The following is a 12,858-nucleotide window of genomic DNA, read 5'->3' as shown; positions in this document are numbered from 1 at the left end:
TGCTTTTTTGAAAGACTGCGGCCAATTGATTCGCAGTTTGACGGAGCGCGCGCATGGAACGGCTTTCGGGCAAGGTGATCCTCGTCTGGGGTTTCAAACGCGCACTGCTTGCCATTCTCGCCGGAGCCATCGGTGTCCTGGCGCTGCCGCCTTTCGGCTTCTTCGCGGCGATGTTCGTGTCCTTCACCTTGCTCGTCTGGCTGCTGGATGGCGCCGCCGCCGGTCCTGATAGCGGCTTTCTCGGCCGTCTGTGGCCGGCTTTTGCCACAGGCTGGCTGTTCGGCTTCGGATATTTCGTCGCCGGTCTCTGGTGGCTCGGCCACGCGCTTCTGATCGATGCCGATCAATTTGCCTGGGCATTGCCGTTGGCGATCCTCGGTCTTCCTGCCTTCCTGGCGATTTTTTACGGTCTGGCGGCGGTGCTTGCCCGCCTGCTCTGGTCCGACGGCATGGGGCGTATTGCCGCACTCGCCTTCGGTTTTGGCCTGCTGGAATGGCTGCGCAGCTTCCTTTTTACCGGCTTTCCCTGGAACGCCATCGGTTATGGCGCCATGCCCATTCCGCTGATGATGCAATCGGCGCATGTGATCGGTGTGCTCGGCGTCACCGTGCTCGCCGTCTTCGTTTTCGCCGCGCCGGCCTTGCTCGGAACGCGCCAGGGCCGGCTGCCGGGGATCGGGCTTGCCGTGCTCATCGCCGCCGCGCATTTCGGCTATGGCTATTATGCGCTCAACCTGCCAGCGGCACCGCCGGCGGCCGGCAAGGCCGCTCCGGTGGTACGCATCGTCCAGCCGGCGATCGACCAGGAAGCCAAGATGGATACGGCCGCCGATCGTGCTGCCATCTTCGACAAGCATCTTTCGCTCTCGGTCCAGCCGCCGGCGAATGGCGGCAAGCGGCCCGACATCATCGTCTGGCCGGAGACCGCTATCCCCTTCATTCTGACCGATAATCAGGATGCGCTCACCCGCATTGCCGACCAGCTCGACGACGACCAGATCTTGATCACCGGCGCGGTTCGGGTCGAGGACATGGGGCCGGGCGTCGAGCCGCGCTATTACAATTCCGTCTATGTCATCGACGGGCGCGGCCAGATTATCGGCGCCTCCGACAAGACCCATCTCGTCCCCTTCGGCGAATATGTGCCCTTCGAAAATATCCTCGGCTATCTCGGCATCCAGAATGTCGTCGAGCTGCCTGGCGGCTTTTCGGCGGCCGCGAGCCGGCAGTTGCTGGCGCTGCCCGATGGCATCAAACTCTACCCGCTGATCTGCTACGAGATCATCTTTCCAAACGAGATGACGCCGGAAATCCGCCAGGCGGATGCCATTCTGAACGTTACGAACGATGCCTGGTTCGGGGATACGCCCGGCCCTTACCAGCACTTCCTGCAGGCGCGGGTGAGGGCGGTCGAGCAGGGGCTGCCGCTGATTCGCAGCGCCAATACCGGAGTTTCGGCCTATGTCGATGCTCACGGACGTTTGGTTTCCGGCATCGACTTTAATGAGCAAGGATTCGTTGACGCTACTTTGGGTGGCGCAACCGTATCGCGAATCGACGATAGCGTACGGAAAACCTATTTCTGGTTGATCATCGGGATGGTCGGCATAATCGCTGCGATTTCACGCATGGGTTTTATTTCGAGGGCGAATTGACCAAAAAACCCTAAAATTGCATAGTGCTTGCCGTACGCCATTTTGTACGTAAACTAGAAGTCGGGTGGGCGTCGACTGCAACGTGGCGTTAATAGGGGCGGTTAAGGGCACCGGGTGGCAGGACCTGTATTCAACCTATGTTAGGGTAAACTAATGATTGAGAATAAAAAGAAGCCGAACCCGATCGACATTCATGTCGGTAGCCGCATCCGCCTCCGTCGTACCATGCTGGGCATGAGTCAGGAAAAACTCGGCGAGAGCCTCGGAATTACGTTCCAGCAAATCCAGAAATATGAGAAGGGCACCAACCGCGTTGGCGCCAGCCGCCTTCAGAATATTTCGAGCATTCTTAACGTTCCCGTTTCTTTCTTTTTCGAGGACGCTCCAGGCGAGCATACGGCCACCGCCGGCGGTTTGGCCGAAGCCTCCAGCTCCAATTATGTGGTTGATTTCCTGTCCTCCTCCGAGGGTCTGCAGCTCAACCGCGCCTTCGTGAAGATTTCCGATGGCAAGGTCCGCCGCAAGGTGGTTGAGCTCGTGAAGGCGCTCGCGGCCGAGGCCGATGCGGAATAGCCATTTCGCGGTAGTCCCGTAACGTAAAGTCGAAAGGCGGTCATTTTGGCCGCCTTTTGCATGTTTGGCGCAAAAATTTATCCCGCCCGATGGGACATAAAGATATATTTATGTCCTTCTGTGTCTTGTTTTTCGGCCCCGACACGAATATCAAAAGAGGAGTTTGTTCTTTGAGGGGAATCCCGCATGCGCGCGAATTATCTGTTTACCAGCGAGTCTGTTGCCGAAGGTCACCCGGATAAAGTTTGTGACCGTATCTCCGATGAAATCGTCGATCTGGTCTACCGCGAAGCCGCAAAGACCGGTATCAACCCCTGGGGCGTGCGCATTGCCTGCGAGACCCTTGCCACCACCAACCGCGTCGTCATCGCCGGCGAGGTTCGCCTGCCGCCGAGCCTGATGAAGAAGGACAAGGACGGCAACGACGTCATCAATCCCTCGAAGTTCAAAGCTGCCGCTCGCCGTGCCATCAAGGACATTGGCTACGAGCAGGACGGCTTCCACTGGAAGAAGGCACGCATCGACGTGCTTCTGCATTCGCAGTCCGCCGACATCGCTCAGGGTGTCGACAGCGCCTCCGACCAGCAGGGTGACGAAGGTGCGGGCGATCAGGGCATCATGTTCGGTTATGCCTGCCGCGAAACCCCGGATCTCATGCCGGCACCGATCTACTATTCGCACAAGATCCTGCAGTTGCTCGCGACCGCTCGCAAGAAGGGTGACGGCGATGTTGCCAAGCTCGGTCCGGACGCCAAGAGCCAGGTGACTGTCCGCTACGTCGACGGCAAGCCGTTCGAGGCAACCTCGATCGTGCTGTCCACCCAGCATCTCGACGAGAGCTGGGATTCGAAGAAGGTTCGCGCCGTTGTCGAACCCTATATCCGCGAAGCGCTCGGCGAGCTGAAGATCGCTCATGATTGCAAATGGTACATCAATCCGACCGGTAAGTTCGTCATCGGCGGACCGGACGGCGATGCTGGTCTGACTGGTCGCAAGATCATCGTAGACACCTACGGTGGCGCAGCGCCGCACGGCGGCGGCGCCTTCTCCGGCAAGGACACGACCAAGGTCGACCGTTCCGCCGCCTATGCCGCGCGTTATCTCGCAAAGAACGTCGTTGCCGCCAGCCTTGCTGATCGTTGCACGATCCAGCTTTCCTACGCCATCGGCGTTGCCCAGCCGCTGTCGATCTACGTCGACCTGCATGGCACCGGCAAGGGGGTTACCGAGGACCAGGTCGAAGCGGCGATCCGCAAGAACATGGATCTTTCGCCGACCGGCATCCGCCGCCATCTCGACCTTAACAAGCCGATCTATGCCAAGACCTCGGCATACGGCCATTTCGGCCGCAAGGCGGGCCGTGACGGTTCGTTCTCCTGGGAGCGCACGGACCTGGTCAAGGCGCTCAAGGAATCCGTGAACGCCCGGGAAGCTGCATGATCGATACGGAGCGCCGGTCACGGGCGACGGAAGCATTCTTCGGCCGGCGCAAGGGTAAAGCCTTGCGCGGCCAGCAAGCCGAAAAGCTTGAAACGCTGCTGCCGCAGTATCTCGTCGACCTTTCTATGCCGGCGCCTCTGCCGCTGAAAGACCTGTTTCCGGTGCCGGCCGAGCGTCTGCGCCTGGAAATCGGTTTTGGCGGCGGCGAGCACTTGATCCACAGGGCGCTCGAACAGTCGACGACCGGCTTCATCGGTGTAGAGCCTTTCGTCAACTCCATGCAGAAGCTGCTTGCCAGCATCGATGAGACCGGCGCGCGCAATATCCGCGTCTATAACGACGACGCGGCACAGCTGCTGGATTGGCTGCCGGACGCCTGCCTCGATCAGATCGATCTGCTCTATCCCGATCCCTGGCCGAAGAAGAAACACTGGAAGCGCCGCTTCGTCTCGCAGGTGAACCTCGAACGTTTCCACCGCGTCCTGAAGCCCGGCGCGCGCTTCTGCTTCGCTTCCGACATCGACACCTATGTCAACTGGACGCTGCAGCATTGCCACGCCCATGGCGGCTTTGAATGGACGGCTGAAAATGCCGCCGACTGGCTGACACCCTATGAGGGCTGGCCGAGCACGCGCTATGAGGCGAAAGCTCGGCGTGAAGGGCGGTCTTCCGCCTATCTGACGTTCAAGAGAGTTTGAGCAGCCGTTTCGGGGTCGCCGGAGGTTGATCTCCAGACATTCAGGCTCTCGTGCCGCATCGGCCCTGACGCAGCCCTGTCGGGCTGCGCGCATCGACGTTGCGAACGTCGCGGCGTTTGTTCCGCCGCCTCGTCTTACCGGCGCTTAATGCAGGCTAACAGTCTTCAACTCGTCCTCGGCCGCCTTGTAGAAGGTGCTGGACCGGTTGTCGGTCAGAAGGATCGGGGTGCCGTCGGCGCCGAAGAGCGCCCAGAGGTCGACATCGGGATCGATATCGGAAGGCGCTTCCGGGAAGCAGCGGGACACTTCTTCGGAGCGAATTTTCCGGATATAGGCAACCTCACCGCTGCCCAGATGGGCAAGCTCGGATTGGGTCAGGCGGGCAGTGGCTTCTCTCATAAGCATGTTCGTACCTCCAGTATGAGGGACCAACGGCAATCAGCCGTTGTCCTACTGTGAGACCGAAATGTTAATTTTCTTTACCATACGCGCCGGCTCCGGCCGAATGAGGTCGACGGAGAGCAGCCCATTCTTCAAAACGGCGCCAAGCACCTGCATGCCATCCGCCAAAACGAAGACGCGCTGGAATTGGCGGGCCGCGATGCCGCGATAGAGATAATCGCGTTCTTCCTGCTCGACCTGCCTGCCGCGGATCAGAAGCTGGTTTTCTTCCGTGGTGATGTCGAGCTCGTCTTCCGAGAAGCCGGCGACCGCAAGCGTGATGCGCAGGCGCTCGGGCTCGCCCGAAACGCGATCGGGGCGCATGCGTTCGATATTGTAGGGGGGATAGCCATCGCTGGCCTTGGAAATCCGCTCCAGCGTCTTTTCCATGGTATCGAAGCCCAGAAGGAGAGGGCTGGCAAAAGGCGTCGTCCGGCTCATCGTCAAGTCCTTGGGTAGCAAGCGACCTTTCCGGACCTGATTTTCAGCACCCGGTTACAGCTAATATGGGAGTATGGGTGGGGGAGTGCAAGACGGTGCGGCTTCGCACCTGCGAAATCAGTTTGGCTGGGAAAATGTTCGTTGTCATCGCGCCCTGATGGCTGCTTGACAAAGCTCGGGCGGGCTCGCATCAAGTCATGCCGATCTGCACCGGAGGGAAGCCACAGACATGACCGAGCCCAGAAAAATTATCATCGATACCGATCCCGGCCAGGATGATGCCGCCGCGATCTTGCTCGCCTTCGGAAGCCGCGAGGAGCTCGACGTGCTCGGCATCACGACGGTCGCCGGCAATGTGCCGCTGGCTTTGACGAGCCGCAACGCCCGTATCGTCTGCGAGCTCTGCAATCGCCGCGACGTCAAGGTCTTTGCTGGCGCCGACGCGCCGATCAAGCGCAAGCTGGTCACCGCCGAGCATGTGCATGGCAAGACCGGCCTCGACGGTCCCGAGCTGCCCGAACCGACCATGCCGCTCCAGCCGGGCCATGCCGTCGATTTCATCATCGAGACGCTGCGCAAGGAACCGGAGGGTACCGTCACGCTCTGCACGCTCGGTCCGCTCACCAATATCGCGCTGGCCTTCCAAAAGGCCCCCGACATCGTCGGCCGCGTTCGCGAGCTGGTGATGATGGGCGGCGGTTTCTTCGAGGGCGGCAACATCACGCCGGCCGCCGAATTCAATATCTATGTCGATCCGGAAGCCGCCGACGTCGTGTTCCGGTCCGGTGTGCCGATCGTCATGATGCCGCTCGATGTGACCCATCAGCTTCTCACCCGCAAGGATCGCGTCGCGCGCATCGCCGCGATCGGCTCGGCTCCGGCCAAGGCGATGGTCGAGATGCTGGAATTCTTCGAGCGCTTTGACATCGAAAAATACGGCTCCGACGGCGGCCCGCTGCACGACCCGACCGTTGTCGCCTATCTGCTGAAGCCGGAACTCTTCAAGGGCCGCGATTGCAATGTCGAGATCGAAATCACCTCGGAACTGACGGTTGGCATGACCGTTGTCGATTGGTGGCATGTGACCGACCGCAAGCACAACGCCAAGGTCATGCGCGACGTCGATGCCGACGGCTTCTTCGCGCTGCTGACGGAGCGTTTCGCGCGCATCTGATAGCCACGCTGGCCCGCATAAATGCAAAAGGCCGCCGGGATGAACCGGCGGCCTTTTACGTTTCTATTTAGTCGGCTCAGAACTCTTCCCAGTCGTCCCGGGCAAGGGCATTGGCGCCCTGCGTCTGAGGCTGCGCCTTGCGGGCAGGCTGGGGTGGGAGTGCGCGACGGGCAGGTGCGGGTGCGCGCATCTGTTGGGCGGTAGCACGCAGTGCCGAGGCATTGTCCTGTGTGCCGTGCGAAGTACGGAAGCGGGCGACAAGCGCCCTCAGGGTCTGCGCCTCGTCGTTCAGCGTGACACTGGCGGCGGTGGTTTCCTCCACCATCGCCGCGTTCTGCTGCGTCACCTGATCCATCTGGTTAACCGCCGAGTTGATTTCCTTCAGCCCGATGGCCTGCTCGCTGGCCGAAGCCGAGATCTGCCGGATGAGGCCGTTGATCTCCATCACCTGCTCGGCGATCTTGTGCAGCGCGTTGCCGGTACGGCCGACGAGATCGACGCCTTCCTTCACTTGGCTGGCCGAGGTGTTGATCAGGGTCTTGATTTCCTTGGCGGCGTTGGCGGATCTCTGCGCCAGCTCGCGAACTTCCTGTGCCACGACGGCAAAGCCCCTGCCGGCTTCGCCGGCGCGGGCGGCTTCGACACCGGCGTTGAGAGCCAGTAGATTCGTCTGGAAGGCGATCTCGTCGATGACGCTGATGATGCGGGAGACCTCCTGTGAGGACTGCTCGATGCCCTGCATGGAGGCGATCGCCCTCTGGACGATTTCGCCGGAGCGTCCGGCATCCTCCGACGCCGCATTGACGCTGTTCGCTGCCGTGCGGGCATTATCGGCGCTGGAATTGACTTGGGCGGTGAGCTGGTTGAGCGCGGCCGCGGTCTCCTCCAGGCTCGCCGCCTGCTGTTCCGTGCGCCGAGCGAGGTCGGAGGCGCTGTTGCTGATTTCGCCGGTGCCGCCGCCGATATTGCCGACGCTGAGGTTCATTGTGTGTACGGTCTCTTCGAGGCTTGCGAGGGCTTCGTTGAAATCCTGCTTCAGGCTGGCATATTCACCCGGAAACTCCTCGGCGATGCGATGGCCGAGATTGCCCTTGGACAACTCCGCTAGGCTCTGGCCGAGAATGGTGACGATGCGCCGCTGCAGCGCGACGGTTTCGCCGCGTTCCGTCTCCGAGCGGTAGCGCTCGCCTTCCGCGGCGCGACGCTGATTGTCCGCCTCAGTTTCAAGGCGCTTCGCATGGGCAAGCCCAAAGCGGAAGCCTTCCAGCGCCTTGGCGACAGAGCCGATCTCGTCGGTGCCGGTTTGACCCTTGACGGGCTCGGCGTAGTTGCCGGCGCTGAGGCTGTTGACGCTGGCCACCAATCCGCCAAGCGGCCTCTGAACGAAGCTGCGGACGGCGGCATAGAGGGCAAGCATGACGGCGGCGAGCACAAGGATGCCGCCGATGATCATCATGTAGGTCTGATCGCGCACGGGCGCTTCGATCGCGCTGTGCGGCACATCGACGAGAACGACCCAGGTGGCGTTGAGGCCCGGCACCGCGAAGGGATAGACCACGCGGTCGAATGTTTCACCGCCGCTGTCGGCGAGGTTCTTCAACAGGCCCGCTGTCGAGGAGGTCAGCGCGGCCTTGATGGTCTCAGTGCCTTCGCCGTTATAGTCCTTCATCAGCAGTTCCTTGCTTGGCGCCACCAGCCACTTGTTATCCTGCGAAACCAGCAGCACGCGGCCGGAACCGAAGGGATGCAGGTTCTGCAGCTTGGTGGATAGCGAGGCGAGCGAGATGTCGACGCCGGAAACGCCGATCATCTTGCCGCCGGACATCACCGGATAGGCGATTGAGCTCATGGTCGTCGGAACTTCGGTGCCCTCGGCCATGTAGGGTGGCGTGATCGCGCCCTTGCCGCTGTCGGCGGCGAGCTTCCACCAGGCGGCGGTGTAGTCGTTGTCGAAGGTGGAGTACTGGATGCCGCCATCCTTGGTCTTCGACCAATAGGGCGTAAACGCGCCCTTGTCGTTGACGCCTTGATCCTTGTTGCCGGCAAGCTCCGTCGTCTTGCCGTCGAACGTGCCGAGTTGCTCGCAGAACCAGCTGCCGAAGGCGAAGGCGTTCTGCTCGACATTGGCCTTGAGGATATTGATGATGCCCTTGCGATCGAAGGTGTGGCCCTCGTGGCCACGGCCGATCACGGCCGCCATCGAGCGGGCGGCGCTGGCGAGTTCGCCGACATTGGCGGCGATCTCGTTGGAGATGGATTTGGCCTCGCTATTGGCCTGGTCCATCGTCAGCGTCTGGACGCGCTCGCGTGTCTGAGAAATCAGCAGGAAATTGGAGACGAACAGGACGAGCGCAATCGCCAGCCCGGTGACCAGGATGAGCTTGGCCGCAAGCGACTTCATACGAAAGATGGACATCATTTCCTCGAGAGAACGATGCGTCGGATGCACATTATCCGAATGCAAGGTCGGCACAGGATGGCCCTGTCATGGGGCCGCCGGGAGGGCGCCTGCCACCACCAGACGGCGATACACGGCAGACGAGAGGAGAATGATGGCGAAGCGGAAAAATTTAATTAACTTGCTTTGCTGAAATATCCCGTTCGCAGGCGATTTCGCCTGCAAACGGGATACTCGAGCACAGTGGGTTTCAAAGACGCGCGGCGACGTCGCTTGCAACCGGAATGGCAGGCTGTGCGCCGGGCTTCAGGCAGGCGAGCGAACCGGCGACGGCGGCGCGGCGCAGGCTCGCGTGGAAATCCAGACCCTGGTCGAGGCTGGCGGCGAAATAGCCGCAGAAGGTGTCGCCGGCACCGACGGTATCGACCGGCTCGATGACGAGGCCCTTGGCGCGCGAAAGCTCGCCATTGCGGATGGCGATGACGCCGTCGCCGCCGAGCGTGACGATCAGCGTCTGCCCGGTCTCGGCATGCAGGCGGGTAAGCGCTGCCTCGCGATCGCTCGCGGACATATTGTCCTGGCCGGCCAGCAGCTCGAATTCCGTCTCATTGGCGATGACGATGTCGGCGAGCCGTCCGAGGCGCGCTGCTTCAGGGATCAGCGGCGCGAGATTGAGAATTGTGCGAACGCCCTTGGCCTTGGCGGCAACAAGCGCCGTTTCGACGGCCGCGACCGGGATTTCGAATTGCAGCATCAGCGTATCGCTGGGGCTCAGCGCATCGACGACGGCGGTTGCGTCTTCGGCCGTCTTTGTGCCGTTGGCGCCGGGGACGACAGCAATCATGTTCTCGCCGTCACCGCCGACCAGGATCAGTGCCGTGCCGGTCGGTTCGGAAACATGGGCCACGGTGGAAAGATCGGTGCCGGCAGCGTCGAGGAGGGCAAGAGCGGGCTTGGCGAAACCATCATTGCCGACGGCACCGGTCAGGCGCACCGTCGAGCCGGCACGCCGCGCGGCCAATGCCTGGTTGGCGCCCTTGCCGCCGGCGGCGGTGGAAAAGTCGTTGCCGGCCACCGTCTCGCCCGGCTTCGGCAGACGGTCGGTGGTGGCGATGAGGTCCATGTTGATGGAGCCGAAAATGGTGATCATGGGATGTCCTGCCCTGCTTGCTGGTCTTGCACGCTCCCATCCAAGAATTGCTTCATCCTTTGGCAGGGCACGCATTGATTTGGCGCGACACTGCCCGAAGCGGTCAGTCCTCGTCAACCACCCTTAGCTTGAGTTGACCGGTGCGATTGTCGATCGGTTTCGGCCGGTCCTCGGCGGCGGGCTTTGCCGGCTCGGCCGCGGCCTCGAATTCGAGCGCTTCTATTCGCTCGCCACGCCGCGCCAGCTTGTCGGCGGAGGTGACGATCATATCGACATCCTTCTGCGCCATGGCGAAATGCCCCTGCAGCTTGCGCACCCGCTCGTCGAGGCGGGAGAGATCATCCATCAGATGCGCGACTTCCCCCTGGATCACATGCGCCTGCTCGCGCATGCGCTGGTCCTTCAGCACCGCCTGGATGACCTGGATCGACAGCATCAGCAGCGACGGCGAGACGATGACGATGCGTGAGCGCTGCGCCTTCTGCACGATCGCTTCGAAATTCTCGTGGATTTCGGCAAAGATCGATTCGGAGGGAACGAAGAGGAAGGCGGTGTCCTGTGTCTCACCCTGGATGAGATATTTCTCGGCAATATCGCGGATATGCACTTCGAGATCCCGGCGGAATTGCTGCGCGGCGATCTTGCCTTGCTCCGGGCCTGTCGCTGTGGCGTTGCGGATGGCGTTCCAGGCTTCCAGCGGAAATTTCGCGTCGATGACCAGCGGCGGCGAGCCGTTCGGCATGCGGATGGTGCAGTCCGGCCGCGAGCCGTTCGACAGCGTCGGTTGGAACGCATAGGCGCCCATCGGCAACCCATCGGCGATGATCGTCTCCATGCGTGCCTGGCCGAAGGCGCCGCGCGTCTGCTTGTTGGAGAGAATTGCCTGAAGCCCGACGACATCCTTTGCCAGCGACTGGATATTGGTCTGCGCCGCGTCGATGACGGCCAGCCGCTCCTGCAGGCGGCGCAGGTTCTCATGCGTCGAGCGCGTCTGTTCGCCGATCGTCGCCGTTACCCGTTGGGACATGCCATCCAGACGCTGACCAATGGCCTGATTGAGCTCCGCCTGCCGCGAGCCGAACACCTCGGTCATGGCGGCAAGCCGCCCCTGCATCTCCGCCTGCGCCCTGAGGATCGCCGCCATGTTATGCTCGGCATCCTCGGCTCGCAGCATATCCTCCTCCGACTGCCGCCCTCTGCCGTTGACGACAAGAACGATGACAATGATCAGAAGAAAAATAACAAGGCCGGTCAGAGCCGGAACTGCGGGAATTGCTTGGCCGAGCAGGGTAAAGGACATGATATCGTATATACTCGTGGAACTCTTGCCGGCACCATAACAAAACCGCGAAGAATATCCAGATCAAAACGTGAACAAAATTCCGAGGCGTCTTTGTCGACCCGAAGCCGCAGTCGTTGAAAAAACACGCTTCGACTGCCAACTAGATAATTCCATCGCGCCAAAAGATGCGTTATGGGAAACGTCATGACGATCAAGCCACTCATCATTTTGCCCGATCCGCTGCTCCGCCAGGCCTCCAAGCCCATCGAGCGCGTCGATATCGAAATTCTGCGCCTTGCCGACGACATGCTGGAAACCATGTACGATGCGCCGGGCATCGGCCTTGCCGCCGTCCAGATCGGCGTGGCCCGCCGCATGCTGGTGATCGATGTGGCGCGCGAAGGCGAGGACAAACAGCCGCTGGTCTTCATCAATCCCGAAGTCGTCGCCTCGTCGGACGAGCGTTCGGTGTACGAAGAGGGCTGTCTCTCAATCCCTGACTATTACGCCGAAGTCGAGCGTCCTGCACGCGTCACGGTCAAGCATATCGACCGCGACGGCGAGGAGCAGGTGATCGAAGCCGACGGCCTGCTCGCCACCTGCCTGCAACACGAGATCGATCATCTGAACGGTGTGCTGTTCATTGACTATATCTCGCGCCTGAAGCGCGAGATGGTGATCAAGAAATTCACCAAGGCGGCCAAGTCGAAGGCGCTCTGAGGAGCGGCTGTTGAAAGATGGATCTGAAGCGCCTATGATATCAGTGATATCAAATGGAGGTGCTGAATGAGCGATCTTTTGCTACGCGGCATGGACGCGGCACTGAAAAAGCAACTGCAAGCGAATGCCAATCGACATGGCAGAAGCCTTTCCGATGAGGCAATCGATCTGTTGCGCCAATCTCTTGGACGGCAGCAGAATGCAGGTACCTCTGCGGGGCAGAGACTGCGGGCCATTCTTGGCAAAGAGAAATTGACCGAGGATGAGATTGAGGCAATCGCCGCTTTCCGGCATGCGCCGGATCGCGAGCCGCCGCGGTTCGAGTGACTGCACTGTACAACAGGCTGTGTTGCAGGAGATGCTGCTGTGAGTGATCTCCTACTCGGAGATTCCGAATGATCGTTCTAGACACCAATGTTATATCGGAGCTGCAGGGGCGGTTATACAGCGATCGGATACTTTCGTGGCTCGATGCTCAGGATGCTGAGGCTGTTTTTCTGACAACGATTACCATTGGCGAGGTTCGTTTTGGACTGGAGCTTCTGGCCGAGGGCAAGCGCAAAGCCGGGTTGCTTTCGGAATTGGAGGCAATCGAAGCGGAATTTACAGGGCGTATTCTTGTTTTTTCGCCGAACGCTGCTCATCAGTACGGAGCGCTTTCTGCCCAACGCCACAAGATCGGGCGACGCATGGAAACCAAGGACGCCATGATCGCCGCCATATGCCTTGCGCATGGGGCAACACTGGCGACGCGGAATACAAAAGATTTCGAAGGGCTTGATCTTAAGCTCGTAAACCCGTTTGAAGGCGGCTAGGCATGATCCCAAAAAGCGTGAACCGTTTTTTGGGATCATGCCAAACTAAATACCTCTCAGCCGGACGGATC

At 60.7% G+C, this 12,858-nt stretch carries 13 protein-coding genes; 8 read left to right on the top strand and 5 right to left on the bottom strand.

Going from position 1 to position 12,858, the window contains the following annotated elements; all coding sequences use genetic code 11:
* The first annotated feature begins 53 nt into the window (after positions 1–53).
* The 4 genes from lnt (at position 54) to AB6803_RS15145 (ending at position 4,366) form a co-directional block, all read left to right on the top strand.
* Positions 54–1,655 (top strand): apolipoprotein N-acyltransferase, encoded by a 1,602-nt coding sequence (gene lnt, locus AB6803_RS15160; RefSeq protein ID WP_371109652.1) that lies wholly within the window; start codon positions 54–56, stop codon positions 1,653–1,655.
* Between the two features lie 153 nt (positions 1,656–1,808).
* Positions 1,809–2,228, top strand: a complete 420-nt coding sequence (locus AB6803_RS15155) for a helix-turn-helix domain-containing protein (RefSeq protein ID WP_034489843.1) — start codon at positions 1,809–1,811, stop codon at positions 2,226–2,228.
* Positions 2,229–2,414: 186 nt separating this feature from the next.
* Positions 2,415–3,668: a methionine adenosyltransferase gene (gene metK / locus AB6803_RS15150; RefSeq protein WP_371109651.1), complete on the top strand. Its 1,254-nt coding sequence runs from the start codon at positions 2,415–2,417 to the stop codon at positions 3,666–3,668.
* Positions 3,665–4,366: a tRNA (guanosine(46)-N(7))-methyltransferase TrmB gene (locus AB6803_RS15145; RefSeq protein WP_371109650.1), complete on the top strand. Its 702-nt coding sequence runs from the start codon at positions 3,665–3,667 to the stop codon at positions 4,364–4,366. Before metK ends, AB6803_RS15145 begins: the two co-directional genes overlap by 4 nt.
* A gap of 144 nt (positions 4,367–4,510) precedes the next feature.
* On the opposite strand, the gene AB6803_RS15140 is transcribed toward AB6803_RS15145, so the two are convergent.
* Both AB6803_RS15140 and AB6803_RS15135 read right to left on the bottom strand, forming a co-directional pair.
* A complete protein-coding gene (locus AB6803_RS15140) occupies positions 4,511–4,771 on the bottom strand; it encodes a DUF1150 family protein (protein ID WP_007695413.1) in 261 nt (86 codons plus the stop codon).
* 45 nt (positions 4,772–4,816) lie between these two features.
* On the bottom strand, positions 4,817–5,248 hold the full coding sequence (locus tag AB6803_RS15135; RefSeq protein ID WP_047461348.1) for an Hsp20 family protein: 432 nt from the start codon (positions 5,246–5,248) through the stop codon (positions 4,817–4,819).
* 229 nt (positions 5,249–5,477) lie between these two features.
* Between AB6803_RS15135 and AB6803_RS15130 the strand changes: the two genes are divergently transcribed.
* Positions 5,478–6,422: a nucleoside hydrolase gene (locus AB6803_RS15130; RefSeq protein ID WP_371109649.1), complete on the top strand. Its 945-nt coding sequence runs from the start codon at positions 5,478–5,480 to the stop codon at positions 6,420–6,422.
* A gap of 76 nt (positions 6,423–6,498) precedes the next feature.
* On the opposite strand, the gene AB6803_RS15125 is transcribed toward AB6803_RS15130, so the two are convergent.
* The 3 genes from AB6803_RS15125 to AB6803_RS15115 form a co-directional block, all read right to left on the bottom strand.
* Positions 6,499–8,838 carry a methyl-accepting chemotaxis protein gene (locus tag AB6803_RS15125; RefSeq protein WP_371109648.1) on the bottom strand — a complete coding sequence of 780 codons (2,340 nt, stop codon included), beginning with the start codon at positions 8,836–8,838 and terminating at the stop codon, positions 6,499–6,501.
* Positions 8,839–9,070: 232 nt separating this feature from the next.
* On the bottom strand, positions 9,071–9,970 hold the full coding sequence (locus AB6803_RS15120; protein WP_371109647.1) for a ribokinase: 900 nt from the start codon (positions 9,968–9,970) through the stop codon (positions 9,071–9,073).
* 103 nt (positions 9,971–10,073) lie between these two features.
* A complete protein-coding gene (locus AB6803_RS15115) occupies positions 10,074–11,270 on the bottom strand; it encodes a DNA recombination protein RmuC (protein ID WP_371109646.1) in 1,197 nt (398 codons plus the stop codon).
* A gap of 186 nt (positions 11,271–11,456) precedes the next feature.
* Between AB6803_RS15115 and def the strand changes: the two genes are divergently transcribed.
* The 3 genes from def (at position 11,457) to AB6803_RS15100 (ending at position 12,787) form a co-directional block, all read left to right on the top strand.
* Entirely contained in the window at positions 11,457–11,972 is a 516-nt protein-coding gene (gene def / locus AB6803_RS15110; protein WP_371109645.1) for a peptide deformylase, read from the top strand.
* Between the two features lie 66 nt (positions 11,973–12,038).
* Positions 12,039–12,299: a plasmid stabilization protein gene (locus AB6803_RS15105; RefSeq protein WP_371109644.1), complete on the top strand. Its 261-nt coding sequence runs from the start codon at positions 12,039–12,041 to the stop codon at positions 12,297–12,299.
* Between the two features lie 68 nt (positions 12,300–12,367).
* The gene (locus tag AB6803_RS15100) at positions 12,368–12,787 is read left to right on the top strand and encodes a type II toxin-antitoxin system VapC family toxin (RefSeq protein WP_371109643.1); all 420 of its coding nucleotides are present in this window, start codon (positions 12,368–12,370) and stop codon (positions 12,785–12,787) included.
* Positions 12,788–12,858 lie beyond the last annotated feature (71 nt).

Origin of the sequence: Rhizobium sp. RCC_161_2, assembly GCF_041355235.1 — a bacterium.
Taxonomy (GTDB): Bacteria; Pseudomonadota; Alphaproteobacteria; order Rhizobiales; family Rhizobiaceae; genus Rhizobium.
The sequence above is the reverse complement of the archived record's forward strand: the minus strand, read 5'-3'. Positions and strand labels throughout refer to the sequence as shown.

Coding starts and splice junctions, on each gene's coding strand:
- AB6803_RS15100 (WP_371109643.1), top strand. CDS start 12,368: ATGATCGTTCTAGACACCAATGTTATATCGGAGCTGCAGGGGCGGTTA.
- AB6803_RS15125 (WP_371109648.1), bottom strand. CDS start 8,838: ATGTCCATCTTTCGTATGAAGTCGCTTGCGGCCAAGCTCATCCTGGTC.
- AB6803_RS15140 (WP_007695413.1), bottom strand. CDS start 4,771: ATGCTTATGAGAGAAGCCACTGCCCGCCTGACCCAATCCGAGCTTGCC.
- AB6803_RS15135 (WP_047461348.1), bottom strand. CDS start 5,248: ATGAGCCGGACGACGCCTTTTGCCAGCCCTCTCCTTCTGGGCTTCGAT.
- AB6803_RS15115 (WP_371109646.1), bottom strand. CDS start 11,270: ATGTCCTTTACCCTGCTCGGCCAAGCAATTCCCGCAGTTCCGGCTCTG.
- def (WP_371109645.1), top strand. CDS start 11,457: ATGACGATCAAGCCACTCATCATTTTGCCCGATCCGCTGCTCCGCCAG.
- AB6803_RS15130 (WP_371109649.1), top strand. CDS start 5,478: ATGACCGAGCCCAGAAAAATTATCATCGATACCGATCCCGGCCAGGAT.
- AB6803_RS15120 (WP_371109647.1), bottom strand. CDS start 9,970: ATGATCACCATTTTCGGCTCCATCAACATGGACCTCATCGCCACCACC.
- AB6803_RS15105 (WP_371109644.1), top strand. CDS start 12,039: ATGAGCGATCTTTTGCTACGCGGCATGGACGCGGCACTGAAAAAGCAA.
- metK (WP_371109651.1), top strand. CDS start 2,415: ATGCGCGCGAATTATCTGTTTACCAGCGAGTCTGTTGCCGAAGGTCAC.
- AB6803_RS15155 (WP_034489843.1), top strand. CDS start 1,809: ATGATTGAGAATAAAAAGAAGCCGAACCCGATCGACATTCATGTCGGT.
- lnt (WP_371109652.1), top strand. CDS start 54: ATGGAACGGCTTTCGGGCAAGGTGATCCTCGTCTGGGGTTTCAAACGC.
- AB6803_RS15145 (WP_371109650.1), top strand. CDS start 3,665: ATGATCGATACGGAGCGCCGGTCACGGGCGACGGAAGCATTCTTCGGC.